The sequence below is a fragment of the Marinobacterium nitratireducens genome (assembly GCF_014645375.1).
GTDB lineage: Bacteria > Pseudomonadota > Gammaproteobacteria > Pseudomonadales > Balneatricaceae > Marinobacterium_A > Marinobacterium_A nitratireducens.
On record NZ_BMLT01000001.1, the window covers coordinates 465,530 to 478,982 of the forward strand.

Annotated in this window: 13 protein-coding genes; 9 read left to right on the top strand and 4 right to left on the bottom strand. The window is 62.3% G+C overall.

Annotation, left to right across the window (positions count from 1 at the left end; translation table 11 throughout):
• Window positions 1-13: 13 nt before the first annotated feature.
• Window positions 14-1,957: a copper resistance system multicopper oxidase gene (locus IEX85_RS02070; RefSeq protein ID WP_188857756.1), complete on the bottom strand. Its 1,944-nt coding sequence runs from the start codon at window positions 1,955-1,957 to the stop codon at window positions 14-16.
• 36 nt (window positions 1,958-1,993) lie between these two features.
• Window positions 1,994-2,539 carry a cupredoxin domain-containing protein gene (locus IEX85_RS02075; RefSeq protein WP_188857757.1) on the bottom strand — a complete coding sequence of 182 codons (546 nt, stop codon included), beginning with the start codon at window positions 2,537-2,539 and terminating at the stop codon, window positions 1,994-1,996.
• 157 nt (window positions 2,540-2,696) lie between these two features.
• On the opposite strand from IEX85_RS02075, the gene IEX85_RS02080 reads away from it, so the two are divergent.
• The 6 genes from IEX85_RS02080 (at window position 2,697) to IEX85_RS02105 (ending at window position 9,643) form a co-directional block, all read left to right on the top strand.
• A complete protein-coding gene (locus tag IEX85_RS02080) occupies window positions 2,697-3,377 on the top strand; it encodes a heavy metal response regulator transcription factor (protein WP_188857759.1) in 681 nt (226 codons plus the stop codon).
• Entirely contained in the window at window positions 3,377-4,747 is a 1,371-nt protein-coding gene (locus tag IEX85_RS02085; RefSeq protein WP_188857761.1) for a heavy metal sensor histidine kinase, read from the top strand. Before IEX85_RS02080 ends, IEX85_RS02085 begins: the two co-directional genes overlap by 1 nt.
• An 81-nt stretch (window positions 4,748-4,828) precedes the next feature.
• Complete coding sequence (locus tag IEX85_RS02090; protein ID WP_188857763.1) at window positions 4,829-5,311, top strand: MerR family transcriptional regulator; 483 nt, start codon at window positions 4,829-4,831, stop codon at window positions 5,309-5,311.
• On the top strand, window positions 5,308-7,896 hold the full coding sequence (locus tag IEX85_RS02095; RefSeq protein WP_188857764.1) for a heavy metal translocating P-type ATPase: 2,589 nt from the start codon (window positions 5,308-5,310) through the stop codon (window positions 7,894-7,896). Before IEX85_RS02090 ends, IEX85_RS02095 begins: the two co-directional genes overlap by 4 nt.
• Entirely contained in the window at window positions 7,893-8,255 is a 363-nt protein-coding gene (locus IEX85_RS02100) for a cupredoxin domain-containing protein (protein ID WP_188857766.1), read from the top strand. The genes IEX85_RS02095 and IEX85_RS02100 overlap by 4 nt, the downstream gene beginning before the upstream one ends.
• Before the next feature lie 8 nt (window positions 8,256-8,263).
• The gene (locus IEX85_RS02105; protein ID WP_188857767.1) at window positions 8,264-9,643 is read left to right on the top strand and encodes an MFS transporter; all 1,380 of its coding nucleotides are present in this window, start codon (window positions 8,264-8,266) and stop codon (window positions 9,641-9,643) included.
• A 291-nt stretch (window positions 9,644-9,934) separates the two neighbouring features.
• On the opposite strand, the gene IEX85_RS02110 is transcribed toward IEX85_RS02105, so the two are convergent.
• Both IEX85_RS02110 and IEX85_RS02115 read right to left on the bottom strand, forming a co-directional pair.
• On the bottom strand, window positions 9,935-10,528 hold the full coding sequence (locus tag IEX85_RS02110) for a hypothetical protein (RefSeq protein WP_188857770.1): 594 nt from the start codon (window positions 10,526-10,528) through the stop codon (window positions 9,935-9,937).
• 10 nt (window positions 10,529-10,538) lie between these two features.
• A complete protein-coding gene (locus IEX85_RS02115) occupies window positions 10,539-11,189 on the bottom strand; it encodes a HupE/UreJ family protein (RefSeq protein WP_229721769.1) in 651 nt (216 codons plus the stop codon).
• 291 nt (window positions 11,190-11,480) lie between these two features.
• Between IEX85_RS02115 and IEX85_RS02120 the strand changes: the two genes are divergently transcribed.
• From IEX85_RS02120 to IEX85_RS02130, 3 genes are all read left to right on the top strand, one after another.
• On the top strand, window positions 11,481-11,834 hold the full coding sequence (locus tag IEX85_RS02120; protein WP_188857773.1) for a hypothetical protein: 354 nt from the start codon (window positions 11,481-11,483) through the stop codon (window positions 11,832-11,834).
• A gap of 92 nt (window positions 11,835-11,926) precedes the next feature.
• Window positions 11,927-12,532 (top strand): c-type cytochrome, encoded by a 606-nt coding sequence (locus IEX85_RS02125; protein WP_188857775.1) that lies wholly within the window; start codon window positions 11,927-11,929, stop codon window positions 12,530-12,532.
• Window positions 12,532-13,425 (top strand): c-type cytochrome, encoded by an 894-nt coding sequence (locus tag IEX85_RS02130; RefSeq protein WP_188857776.1) that lies wholly within the window; start codon window positions 12,532-12,534, stop codon window positions 13,423-13,425. The genes IEX85_RS02125 and IEX85_RS02130 overlap by 1 nt, the downstream gene beginning before the upstream one ends.
• Window positions 13,426-13,453: the final 28 nt, after the last annotated feature.

Below are 13,453 nucleotides of genomic sequence, written 5' to 3' on the forward strand. Positions count from 1 at the left end.
CGGGTCTGTTTCCTTACATCTGTGCGGCCTGAGCGGCAGGCGGTTCCACGACGATCTTGCGGAACATCCCCGACGCCATGTGGTACATCAGGTGGCAGTGGAAGGCCCATTCGCCGATTGCGTCGACCGGCACATCCACGGTCAGCGTGGTGTTGGGGGCGACATTGACCACATGTTTCAACGGGTTGAAGCGGCCGTTGCCCTTGTCGAGCTGCATCCACATGCCGTGCAGGTGCATCGGGTGCATCATCATGGTGTCGTTGACGAATTTGATGCGTACGCGTTCACCGTAGGTCAGTCGAACGGGCTCGGCGTCGGAGAACTTGATGCCGTTGATCGACCAGAAGTAGCGCTCCATATTGCCGGTCAAACGCAGCTCGATCTCACGATCCGGCGCGCGGTAGTCGGCGTAGGGGGTCATTGCCTTGAGATCGCCGTAGACCAGGAACTTGCCACCGTTGGCGGCCGTCGGCGTCAGCCCGCTACCCGGCGCGTAGTCGCCGCCGGTATCCGTCATGGCCGCCATCGAAGAGTGCCCCATGGCGGCGTGATCCATCGCCTGTGGCTGTGCCGGAGCATGGCCCATGGCAGCGTGATCCATCGCCTGAGGCTGCGGCTGTGTGTGACCCATGGCTGCATGATCCATGGCCTGAGGCTGCGGCTGTGTGTGACCCATGGCTGCATGATCCATGGCCTGAGGCTGCGGCTGTGTGTGGCCCATGGCTGCATGATCCATGGCCTGAGGCTGTGGCTGTGTGTGACCCATGGCTGCATGATCCATGGCCTGAGGCTGCGGCTGAGAGTGGCCCATGGCTGCATGATCTACCGTCTGAGACTGAGATGGCGCCATCGCAGCGTGATTCATGGCACTGTGATCCATCGAACCATGATCCATACCGCCCATGCTGGCCATGCTCATATCGGACATGGTCAGTAGCGGGCGTTCGCGCAGCTCGGGCAGCGCCAGCTTCATGCCTTCGCGCGGCGCCAGGGTGCCGCGGGCGAAGCCGGAGCGGTCGATGCTTTCGGCAAGGATCGAGAAGGCGCGGTCTTCCTTCGGCTGCACGATGACGTCGTAGGTTTCCGCCACGGCGATGCGGAACTCGTCGACGCCGACCGGCTGCACGTTGTTGCCGTCAGCCTGGATCACGGTCATTTTAAGGCCGGGTATGCGGACATCGAAGTAGGTCATCGCCGAGGCATTGATGAAACGCAGCCGGACCCGCTCGCCCGGCTGGAACAGCCCGGTCCAGTTGTCATCGGTGGACTTGCCGTTGACCAGGAAGCTGTAACCGGAGACGTCGGCGATATCGGTCGGCATCATGCGCATGCTGCCCCAGTCGAGACGGTCGCGCAGGGTTGCCGCGAAACCATCCTGGCTCGCATCCTTGAAGAAGCCGCCGAGGGTCTGCTGACTGTAGTTGTAATAGTCGCTCTGCCCCTTGAGGTTGGAGAAGATCTGATCGCCGGTCTCGGCCGACCAGTCCGACAGCATCACCACATATTCCCGGTCGTAGCGGTAGGGTTCCCGTTTGGCCGGTTCGATTACGATTGAGCCGTAGACGCCTTCCTGTTCCTGGAAGCCGGAATGGCTGTGGTACCAGTAGGTCCCGGCCTGCACGATCGGAAAGCGGTAGGTGAAGGTTTCGCCGGGCTTGATGCCGGGGAAACTGATACCCGGCACACCGTCCTGGGTGTAGGGCAGCAGCAGACCGTGCCAGTGAATCGAGGAATCGACGTCGAGATTGTTGGTGACGTTGATGGTGACATCTTCGCCTTCCCTGAACCGCAAGGTCGGCCCCGGGACGCCGCCGTTCAGGGTCATCGCGTTCTTGGCCTTGCCGTCGATTTCGAGCGGCTGCTCGTCGATCACCAGGTTATAGGTGCCCGCCAGGGCACCCAGTGACCAGAGACTTGCCAGAACCGGTGCGGCCTTTTTAATACAACTCAGTAGCATGTCAGTGTCCAGAAGAGCGTTTTAATCCAGTCCGGGTCAGTCCAGCCTGATCTCGCCAGCCATACCGGCGGCGTAATGACCCGGAACGTTGCAGGCGAACTCCAGCTGCGCATCACCCGAGAAGGTCCAGACCATCTCGCTGGTTTCGCCAGGCGCGACCAGAACGCTGTTCGGTTCCTGGTGACCCAGCCCCTCCATGCCTGGCATCGAGCTGTGATCCATGTTCGCCATTTCGTGATTGATCCCGGTCGGCGTCAGCATGCCGTGGTCCATCATCAACTGCATCCTGGACTGGTGCTTTTCGTGCATGGCCGCTGTGCCGATATTGAACTCGTGCAGCAGTGCGCCTTCGTTTTTGACCACGAAACGAACGGTTTCTCCGGCCTTGACGGCGATCGACTCAGGTTCGAAGTACATATCGTTCAGGGTCACTTCAACCGTGCGTGACGCCTCTGCAGCCGTCCCGGGCTGGCCGATGGTGCTGCCACCATGGTGGGCATGGCCGTGACCTTCGGCGGCAATCGCCAGTGGTGAGGAAGCGGCCAGCGCAAGCGCCAGCGCGATGGACCTGTTGAATCTCATGGCAATGTCTCCTTCTATTTAGATCCAGTTTACGCGCCGCGCGCTGACATCAGGCTGACGCCAGGATTACATTTATGTCAGCTTCGAGGCCGAAGCTGGCGGGTCGAAGGCGCTTCGATGCAGAATGGAGGCGTTTGCCAACACACTGTCAATTGCGATGAAGATACTACTGGCTGAAGACGAACCCAAAATCGGCACCTATTTGCAGAAAGGACTCACCGAAGCCGGCTTTCTGGTGGACCTGACCGATAATGGCGTCGATACGCTGCAACAGGTCATGACCGATCACTACAGCCTGCTCATTCTCGACGTGATGATGCCGGGGCCTGACGGCTGGGAGGTTTTGCGAACGCTGCGCTCGCGTGGCTCCAGCCTGCCAGTGATTTTTCTTACCGCGCGCGACGGCGTCGAGGACCGGGTCAAGGGACTGGAACTCGGGGCGGACGACTATCTGATCAAACCCTTCGCCTTCTCCGAGCTGCTGGCCCGGGTGCGCTCGGTACTGCGTCGCCACAGTACCGCGCCGGCGCAGACCCGGCTGCAGATAGCCGATCTCGACGTCGATATCATCAAACGCCGGGTGGTACGGAATGGCAGGCGAATCGAGCTTACGGCCAAGGAGTATGCGTTGCTGGAGCTGCTGCTGCGACGGCGCGGCGAAGTGCTGTCGAAGTCGCTCATCGCCTCCCAGGTCTGGGACATGAACTTCGACAGCGATACCAACGTGATCGAAGTCGCGATCCGGCGTCTGCGCAGCAAGGTCGACGACGGCTTCTCGCCAAAGCTGATCCAGACGGTACGCGGCATGGGCTACGTGCTCGAGGTGCCCCAAGGCTGATGAACCGCCTTTCGCTGACCTCGCGTCTGAGTCTGCTGTTTGCCGTGGCGGTGCTGTCGGTGCTGCTGGTGACCGGCATCGCGTTCAAGCAACTCAGCCTCATGCATTTTCGGGCTCTCGACCGTCAGGAGCTGGAGAACAAATTGCAGGGCGCTGCCAGATTGCTGAGTGACGTAACAAGCCGGCGGCAGTTCGAACACAGGGCGGCGGAGTTCGATGTGCTGTTCGGCGATCATGAGCGGCTGCTGGTAACGATCCGAGGGCCGGACGACGCGCTATGGCTGAATTTCGGTGACACCGGCGGTTTTCCGATGCCCGCTGCTGCCGATGAGACGGACAGGCTTTCCGATTGGGAGTGGCAAGGGCATCTATACCATGGCCTGAGCCAACAGCTGCCCCTGGCCGGCGACAGCGGTCATCTGGTAATAGAGCTGTGGCTCGACGGTACGCCGCACCAGCAGTACCTGACAACGGCGCAACGCTGGTTCTGGATCGCGTTCGGTCTCTGTGCGCTGGGCAGCTGGGGGTTGGGCTGGCTGGTCGCGCGCCACGGTCTGGGGCCGGTGCGGGCGGTCACTGAACTGATGGCGTCGATATCGTCCCGCTCGCTGAAGGAGCGGCTTGATCTGGGCGATGTGCCGCAAGAGCTGCAGGGGCTCGCCAGCACCTTCAATTCGATGCTGGCCCGCCTCGAAGACGATTTCCTGCGGCTGTCGAATTTCTCGTCCGATCTTGCCCATGAACTGCGTACGCCGATCAGCAGCCTGATCACCCATACCGAGGTGGTACTCGCGCGGTCACGCGACGCAGGGGAATATCGCGAGGCGCTCTATTCCAATCTGGAAGAGTTGCAGCGCATGACAAAGCTCGTCGAGGAGATGCTGTTCATCGCCAAGTCGGACAATGCCCTGATAGAGCCGGAGTCGGTCGCCATCGACCTGCATGCCCTGGTTTTACAGCTGTTCGATTACTACGAACTGCTGGCGGACGATAAAAATGTAAGCCTGGCCTGCTCCGGGCAGGGGCGAATTCATGGCGACCCGTCAATGCTGCGGCGGGCGTTGTCAAATCTGCTATCCAATGCCATCCGGCACAGCTATCCGGGTAAAGCGGTGCGGGTCGACATCGGCGCCAGTGACGGTGGCGTTAAGGTCACCGTCAGCAACGTCGGCGACAGTATTCCCGAAGACCAGATCGAACGAATTTTCGACCGCTTCTACCGTCTGGACCCGGCGCGTCGTGGCGGACTGAGCCCCCATGCCGGCCTCGGGCTGGCGATCAGCCGGGCCATCGTCGAGATGCATGGCGGTACCCTGGCCTGCGAGTCCGATGCCGTTTCCACCCGCTTCATCATGCGCCTGCCGCAATGAAAAATTAATCAGGACCAAACTTGACCTGTGAGCCACTCATAGGTTCTAAGCTATGGGTAAGTGATTAAAGAGATTGCAGTCATGACCGTTAATCAGCTTGCCAAGAAGCTTAAGGTCGCGCCGGATACGGTGCGTTATTACACCCGGATCGGCCTGTTGGCGCCCCGCAAGTCGGCCGAAAATGGCTATCGACAGTACAGTGCGCGCGATGAGGAGCGCCTGCGTTTTGCGCTGCGGGCGAGACTCCTCGGTTTCACCCTGCGCGATATCCAGCAGATTCTCGACCATGCCGACAGCGGCGACTCGCCCTGTCCGCTGGTACGCAGTCTGATCGTGCGGCGGGTCGATGAGATGCGCGAGCAGCTGCGCGAAGCCCAGGCGTTGTTCGAGCGCATGGAAAGCGCGCTCGAACAGTGGGACCGGATGCCCGACAAGGCGCCGTGCGGCGACATGATCTGCCACCTGATCGAATCCTGGAGCCCCGCCGACGAAAAAGCGGCCGAGCTGCTCCGGCCGATGCATGGCAGAGGATTGGAACATCATAAAGTGGGGACCCAGTCATGAACCATCCATCGCATTGCCATGAGCCCGGCCAGGGGGCCGATGTCGAACAAAAGGAAAGGGGCGGGGACATACGTCTGGCCGTAACAGGCGCCTCCTGCGGCGGCTGCGTCGGCAAGATCGAGAAAGCGCTGAAGGCGGTGGAGGGCGTGGAGACCGCGACCTTCAATCTGGCGGACCGGGAAGCGAAAGTCCGCGGTCAGGTCGAGCCCGCTACGCTGGTCGAGGCGATCGAAGCGGCCGGCTTCGGCGCTTCCGAAATCACGGATGAAACCCGGACCGGCGCCGATACAGAGCCGGCTGCGTCCTGCGCTAATGCACCGGCGGGCAACAGGACGGAGCCCGCGGCGCAAGCCCACAATTCAATCCACCTGGCCGTGACCGGCGCCTCCTGTGCCAGTTGCGTCAGCAAGATCGAGAAGGCGTTGCGGGCAGTTGAAGGGGTCGAGGCCGCGACCTTTAACCTCGCCGACCATGAAGCAGTGGTGCGCGGTCAGGTCGATGCCGGCGCGCTGATCAACTCGGTCGAAGCTGCCGGCTACGGCGCATCGGAGATTACCGACGAGGAACAGGCCAGAGACGAAAAAGAGAAGGCCGAGGAAGCCTACTACCGCAAGCTGATGCGGGAGATGACCATCGCCCTGGCGCTGGGCGTACCGTTGATGGCCTATGGCCTGCTCGGCGGCGAGATGAACGTGGTCACCACCGGCGAGCGGCTGGTCTGGCTGCTGGTCGGGCTGGTCACCCTGGGCGTGATGATCTTTGCCGGCAGTCACTTCTACGTCGGCGCCTGGAAGTCGTTCAGGGCGCACAGCGCCAATATGGATACGCTGATTGCCCTGGGTACCGGCACCGCCTGGCTCTATTCGATGGTGGTCGTGATTGCGCCTGGCATCGTGCCGGAACTGGCGCGCCATGTGTATTTCGAGGCCACGGCGATGATCATCGGCCTGATCAACCTGGGGCTGGCGCTCGAGATCAGGGCGCGAGGTCGCACCTCCCAGGCGATCAAGCGTCTGCTGGGGCTCAGGGCCAAGACGGCACGCGTGGTTCGGGACGGTCGGGAGCAGGACATACCGATCGATTCGGTGCAGATCGACGATATCATCCGGGTCCGTCCCGGTGAAAAAGTCGCGGTCGACGGCGTCGTCACCGAGGGCCATACCAGCATCGACGAGTCGATGCTGACCGGCGAGCCGATGCCGGTCGAGAAGGGCGCCGGCGACGAGGTGGTCGGCGGCACGCTCAACAAGTCCGGCTCGATTCTCTACCGCGCCACCCGGGTCGGCAAGGAGACGGCGCTGGCGCAGATTATCGCAATGGTGAAGCAGGCACAGAATTCCCGTCCGCCGATCGGCCGCCTGGCCGATACCATAGCGTCGGTGTTCGTGCCGGTGGTGATGATCATCTCGGTGCTGGCGGCACTAAGCTGGTACAACTTCGGCCCGGTGCCCCAGGTGGCCTACATGCTGGTCACGGCGACCACGGTACTGATCATCGCCTGCCCCTGTGCCCTGGGTCTGGCCACGCCGATGTCGGTGATGGTCGGCGTCGGCAAGGCGGCCGAAGCGGGCGTTCTGATCCGCAACGGCCAGGCGCTGCAACAGGCCAGCAAGCTGAACGTCATGGTGCTCGACAAAACCGGTACCATTACCGCCGGGCACCCGGAAGTGACCGAGGTGATAGCCCGCAACGGCTTCGATGAACGTGAACTGATGCAGCTGGCCGCGAGCCTCGAGGCCGGCTCCGAGCATCCGCTGGCCCAGGCCATCGTCGAGTCCGCCGAGGGGCGCGATCTGCCCCTGGATTCGCCGGAGGGCTTCAACGCGATCGCCGGTCACGGTGTCGAAGGTTCCGTGAAGGGCCGCGAGCTGCTGTTCGGCAACCACAAGCTGATGAAGGACCGCGGGATCGATCTGGGCGATCTGCAGGCAAGGGCGCAGGAGCTGGCAGCGCAGGCGCGCACGCCGATGTATCTGGCCGTGGATGGCCAGGCGGCCGGGATCATAGCGGTGGCGGACCCGATCAAGGAGGATTCGGTCGCGGCGATTCGCCGGCTGCAGAAACTCGGGCTCGAGGTGGTGATGATCACCGGCGACAACGAAGCCACGGCGAAGGCGGTGGCCGGTAAGGTCGGCATCGAGCACTACTTCGCCGAGGTTCTGCCGGACGACAAGCAGAACAAGGTGGCCGAGCTGCAACAGCAGGGCAAGCTGGTCGGCATGACCGGCGACGGCATCAACGATGCGCCGGCGCTGGCCCAGGCCGACGTCGGCTTCGCCATCGGCACCGGGACCGATGTGGCGATCGAGAGTGCCGACGTGACGCTGATGCGGGGCTCTCTGCACGGTATCGCCGACGCGATCGCGATCTCGAAGGCGACGCTGCGCAATATCAAGCAGAACCTGTTCGGCGCCTTCGTCTACAACACGCTCGGCATCCCCTTCGCAGCCGGTGTGCTCTATCCCTTCGCCGGCATTCTGCTCAATCCGGTTATCGCCGGTGCGGCCATGGCCTTCTCGTCGGTGACCGTGGTGACCAACGCCAATCGCCTGCGCCTGTTCAAACCCCGGGAGGAATCCGCATGAGTATTCTTGTCAATATCGTCGGGCTGGGGTTGATTGCCCTGATTGTCTGGTGGTTCTGGCTGTATCGGCCAACGGCGGCCGCGCAGTCGAACAGTGGTGCAGTGTCCATCACCGTCGATGACGGCGTGTACAGCCCCAGCCGCGTCAGCGTCAAGTCGAACCAGCCGGTGGTACTGCGCTTTATGCGCAAGGACCCGAGTCCCTGCGCCGCCATGGTGATCTTCGACGACCTGAATATCAGCGAGGAGCTGCCGGTCGGCAAGCCCAAGGAAATCAGTCTGAAGGTCGAAAAGCCCGGGACCTATGCCTTTACCTGTCAGATGAAGATGTACCGCGGCGAACTGGTCGTCGAAGGTTAGTGTGGTAGGTGAACGCTTCCCCGTTGCAGGACCGGCGCTACCGGCATCTCTTTTCGGCGCAGGTCATTTCGCTTTTCGGCACGGGTCTTACGACCGTGGCGCTGGCGTTGCTGGCGCATCAGATCGCCGGTGGCCGGGCTGGCGAAGTGCTTGGCATCGCCCTGGCGCTGAAGATGGTCGCGTACGTCTTCGTGGCACCGCTGATCGGCAGTTACGCCCGGCAGTTGCCGCGTCGTACGCTGCTGGTGTCGCTGGACCTGCTGCGCGCCGCCGCGGTGCTGACGCTGCCGTTCATCACTACAGTCTGGCAGATCTACTGCCTGGTGTTTTTGCTCAATCTGTTCTCGGCCGGCTTCACCCCGGTGTTCCAGGCCACCATTCCCGACATCATCAGGGATCGACAGCAGTACGACCGTGCTCTCTCGCTGTCGCGGCTGGCCTATGACCTGGAAAACCTGCTGAGCCCGACGATCGCGGCCATGCTGATCGCGGTGATAAGCTTCGACGCCCTGTTCGTGTTTAACGCCATCGCTTTCGTCGCGTCTGCGGTCCTGGTGGTATCGGTGGTGCTGCCCGGCCCATCGCCGGACCAGGAGAGCACCTTCTGGCACCGGGCGAAAAAGGGCATGACGATTTACCTCAGGACGCCGAGGCTTCAGGGACTGCTGGCGCTCTGCCTGGCGGTTGCTGCGGTTGGCTCGATGCAGATCGTCAACACCGTGGTCTACGTCAGGACCTACCTTGGTCTCGACGACACCTGGGTCGCCATTGCACTGGCGGCAGCCGGAGGCGGTTCGATGAGCGCGGCCCTGCTGATCCCCAGGGCGCTGCAAAAGGTTTCCGAACGCCCGTTGATGCTGGTTGGTGGCGCTGTCATGGCAGCAGGCGTGATGCTCGGAACCCTTCAGCCTGATATCGCGGGGCTGATGGTACTCTGGTTCCTGATCGGGTTTGGCAGCTCCCTGGTGCAGACGCCCGTGGGGCGGTTGCTGATCCGATCCTGTCACGAACCGGATCGACCGGCGGTGTTCGCGGCGCAGTTTTCGCTGTCCCATGCCTGCTGGCTGCTAGCCTATCCGCTTGCCGGCTGGATCGGCGCGAACGTCGGGCAAATACCCGCTTTTGGCGTCATGGGCGCCATCGCCCTGGTCTCGGTGCTGGCGGCGCTGGCGCTTTGGCCGGCTCGGGAGCCCGACACCCTCGAGCATGCCCATGAGGCGCTGGATCACCGCCATCTGCATTATCACGACGAACATCATCAGCATGAACACGAAGGCTGGGAAGGGCCGGAACCCCACAGCCATCCCCACCGCCATGCGCCAGTCAAACACCGGCATCGCCTGGTGATCGACGAGCACCATCCGCACTGGCCGGTACGTGAGCGGTAGTCCCCGGCAATAGGGCTTTACTCGGATGAGAAGAAAATCAGGCAAAGAAACCGGATGGGTGGAGCCGCAATGGCACGGGATTGTCTGTTCGTAGACGGTTTAAAGCGGCGTAACCCAACAAGCTTTCTTCCGCCAAGTGTCCACACAAACGTTCTGCCAACCGAAGCCAATCGATCTGTAATGCGATCGATATGATGGGGCCGCGATGTCCGAACGTTGCGGAGGCGGTGCGCCTGTGCCGATGCATCGCTTGCCCCATCCTACAGGTCCTGGTCGCTGCAAGTAGCCGCTTCAGGGCTGATAAAGCTCGGCATAGTAACCGGCCGTCGTCAGGTGAACCGTCACGGGCTCGCTGCCGTTGTTCTGCCAGTACCAGCCGTGAGTACCCTCGAACGGTGCTTCGAACGAGCCGCTGGCCGTGGTCTCGTTGCGGCCCAGCCAGAAACTGGTGAACTCATCCCCGCCATTCGGCGGCTCGCCGTGCATATCGAAACTGACGGCGCCGCCCTCGACTTCCCAGTGGAATACGAAGTTCTCGCCCGCCTGCATGACGGCCTTGATTTCGGCGCCTTGTCTCGGCATCAGCGTCAAGGACATCTCGTCCGAACGATAACCGGTCTCGCTTTTCCACACCGGCCCGATCGCTGCGCCGAGCAGGTCGACTGAAGCTGCCTCCGTGCTGCCCTCGGGTTCGGCCGCATTGGCGGCGCCCAGCACCATCAATCCCATGGACTCGCCGAGTCCGGTGGGGTCGATACCGTATTCTGCCGGCAGTATGGCGGTGACCAGCAGTGCGCCGGCGGTTACCGCTGCGAGCGCCGTTGCCTTGACAAGACTCTTGCCGGAGGGAAGCCCGTCGCGGCTCAGGTCGGAAATATCACGCATCCTGGATTCCTCAGGTCAGGTAGCCGGTAAGCTGGTAGCCGATCAGCATGAAACCCGCTGACATCAGCACCAGGTTGGCGGCGAAGGCATGCCGGGGAAAGCCCTCGGTACGGCGCCAGGCGTTCATCGCGATGAGGATCGCGCCGAGCGCCAGCAACTGGCCGATCTCCACCCCGACGTTGAACGCCAGGATATTGGCGACCAGGCCGTCTTCGGACAGCGTAAAATCCTGCAGCTTGGTGGCGAGACCGAAGCCGTGGAAGAAACCGAAGATCAGCACGGCCGCCCTGGTGTCGGGCTGAAAGCCGAACCAGCGCCGGAAGGCGCCCAGGTTGTCCAGCGCCTTGTAGACAACGGACAAGCCGATGATGGCGTCGACAATGTAGGGATTAAGGTGGGTACCGCTCAGCACCCCGTACAACAGGGTCAGGCTGTGTCCGACGGCGAACAGCGTGACGTAGACGCCAACTTCCCTCATGCGATAGAGGAAAAAGATCACACCGAGCAGAAACAGCAGGTGATCGTATCCGGTCACCATATGCTTGGCGCCGAGGTAGATGAAGGGCAGCAACTGGGTGCCGCTGGCCTGCTCGATGAACAGGGCATCGCCTTCGGCAACCCCGTGGGCCAGGGCCCCGGAGGCACCCACCATTGCGAGCATCAGACTGGCCAGGCAAAGCGGTTCCCGGCGCGCGCTGCGGGTCGCGTACGAAGTTTTCGGAAACATTCGCCATCTCCGTTTCGAATGGTTTCCAATTATCCGGATTGCTGGGCACACTAAAATTGAACTTCGGTTCCACTACTTTGGAACCATACCGAAACCTGACTCAAGGCGTATCGTGACCGCTGACGTCGCGAAATCACGGCGATAAACCAAATCTGGTCGATGGTTGCATTGAAAACTCCCGGCCGGCTCCCTAGAATCGTGAGTTGATCCACTTTTCGGACTGCCATGAAAGCGCTGCATCGAACATTGCTGGGGTTGCTGCTGATGCTGGTCATCGCCGTTCAGCCTATGGTCGCGGCGAATGCCGCGGAGCAGTCGGACCAGGCCATCTGGCAGCACTGGCAGTATCACCTCGAACATGACAGTCATGATCATGACGACGCGGCGGACGCCTCCGGTCATCATCCTGACCTCGAGGATCAGCTGCATGCCGATGCCTGCCACGCCGGTCACAGTCTGTTGCTGGTCGAGTTTGATCTTGTCGGCGGTGAAGACCCGCCATCTTTAGCCATTGTCGGCTTCCTTCCTGCGCACGAAGCGCCGGACCTCTCGGTCGATACTCCCCCTCCGATAGCCTGACCGTCAATACTTCGGAACGACGGAATTTTTCGCGGTGATCAGCTGTTGGTCCCGCAACGGAATATTTGTGCAAGATTCGAGGATGTATCGATATGAAACCCGCATTTGTCCTGGGTACTGCTGTAGTTCTGTCCGCCGCTGTCACATCCGGGGTGGTTCTGGCCCACGGTGACGCCACCGGTGTCGTCAAGGAACGCATGGATTTGATGAAGGACATGAAGGGGGCGATGAAATCGCTGTCGGAAATGTTCAGTGGCGAGGCCACATACGACGCTGCCAAAGTGCGCGAGGCCGCGGCCGTTCTGGAGGCCGCCTCCGGCGAGGCGATGACCAGGCTCTTCCCCGAAGGCAGTCTGCATATGCCTAGCGAGGCGAAGGCCGAGATCTGGCAGGAGTGGGCGCGTTTCCAGGGAATGGCCGACGATCTGGGACACTACAGCCGGGCGCTGGCCGAGTCCGCCGACAACCGAGGCGGCGCCGGCAGCCAGGGAAGCGGCACGATGATGGGAACCCATTCGATGATGGGCGGCGACGCTATGATGGGGGGGCATTCGATGATGGGTGGCAGCGGCATGATGGGTGGCGCGCCTTCGGCCGAACATCTGGCGCAGATGCCGTCCGAGATGGTGTTCAAGATGGTCACCGACACCTGCTCCTCCTGCCATACCCGTTATCGTGTCGAGAAGGATGAGCACTGATGAAGCGACTGACCCTTGCGCTGGCCGGCTTTGCCGGCCTCGCCGGGCTGGCGGTCGTGGGCAGCGGGGCATTTTCCACTCCGCCGGTCGTTCCGGGGCTGGAAAACCTTAGCGGCGATGTCGCCCGCGGTGCCTACCTGGCGCGTGCGTCGGGTTGCATCGCCTGCCACACCGATGTCGATGGCGGCGGTCAGCCCCTGGCTGGCGGGGCCCCGCTGGAGACACCGTTCGGCACCTTTCACGCGCCCAATCTGACCACCGACCCGGAGCATGGCATTGGCGCCTGGACGCTGCAGGATTTCGCCAGGGCCCTGCGCCACGGTATCGCGCCGGACGGCTCGCCCTATTATCCGGCTTTCCCGTACACCTTCTATACCGAGTTCAGCGATCAGGACATCGCCGATCTGTGGGCGGCGTTTCGCACGGTGCCGGCGGTCCCGCTGCCATCGAAAGAGCAGGCGCTCGCGTTCCCGTACAGTATTCGCGAGGGACTCAGGCTCTGGCAGACGCTGTATTTCGAGCCCGAACGTTTCGAGCCGGACCCGGACCGCGACGATCTGCACAACCGGGGGGCCTACCTGGTCGAGGCGGCGGGACACTGCGCTGCCTGCCATACGCCGCGCAATCTGCTCGGTGCACTGGACGAGGAGGCCCCGCTGGCCGGGGCCGACGGCCTTCCCGGCGGGGGCTCGGCCCCGGCGATCCATGGCGAGGCATTGAAGGCCAACGGCTGGAGTGTCGATAAGCTGGCCTACGCGCTGCGCTCGGGGATCACCCCGGACGGCGACGTACTGGGCGGCTCGATGGGCGAGGTGATCCGGGACGGTACCGGCTACCTTTCCAATGAGGATCTCAAAGCCATCGCCACCTACCTGATGGCAGTGCCCGACTGATCCGGTCGCGGATCGGTCAGAGCGTCGC

Excerpts from the sequence above, each read along its gene's own strand:
- IEX85_RS02070 (WP_188857756.1), bottom strand. The coding sequence starts at position 1,957 with ATGCTACTGAGTTGTATTAAAAAGGCCGCACCGGTTCTGGCAAGTCTC.
- IEX85_RS02075 (WP_188857757.1), bottom strand. The coding sequence starts at position 2,539 with ATGAGATTCAACAGGTCCATCGCGCTGGCGCTTGCGCTGGCCGCTTCC.
- IEX85_RS02080 (WP_188857759.1), top strand. The coding sequence starts at position 2,697 with ATGAAGATACTACTGGCTGAAGACGAACCCAAAATCGGCACCTATTTG.
- IEX85_RS02085 (WP_188857761.1), top strand. The coding sequence starts at position 3,377 with ATGAACCGCCTTTCGCTGACCTCGCGTCTGAGTCTGCTGTTTGCCGTG.
- IEX85_RS02090 (WP_188857763.1), top strand. The coding sequence starts at position 4,829 with ATGACCGTTAATCAGCTTGCCAAGAAGCTTAAGGTCGCGCCGGATACG.
- IEX85_RS02095 (WP_188857764.1), top strand. The coding sequence starts at position 5,308 with ATGAACCATCCATCGCATTGCCATGAGCCCGGCCAGGGGGCCGATGTC.
- IEX85_RS02100 (WP_188857766.1), top strand. The coding sequence starts at position 7,893 with ATGAGTATTCTTGTCAATATCGTCGGGCTGGGGTTGATTGCCCTGATT.
- IEX85_RS02110 (WP_188857770.1), bottom strand. The coding sequence starts at position 10,528 with ATGCGTGATATTTCCGACCTGAGCCGCGACGGGCTTCCCTCCGGCAAG.
- IEX85_RS02115 (WP_229721769.1), bottom strand. The coding sequence starts at position 11,189 with ATGCTCGCAATGGTGGGTGCCTCCGGGGCCCTGGCCCACGGGGTTGCC.
- IEX85_RS02120 (WP_188857773.1), top strand. The coding sequence starts at position 11,481 with ATGAAAGCGCTGCATCGAACATTGCTGGGGTTGCTGCTGATGCTGGTC.
- IEX85_RS02125 (WP_188857775.1), top strand. The coding sequence starts at position 11,927 with ATGAAACCCGCATTTGTCCTGGGTACTGCTGTAGTTCTGTCCGCCGCT.
- IEX85_RS02130 (WP_188857776.1), top strand. The coding sequence starts at position 12,532 with ATGAAGCGACTGACCCTTGCGCTGGCCGGCTTTGCCGGCCTCGCCGGG.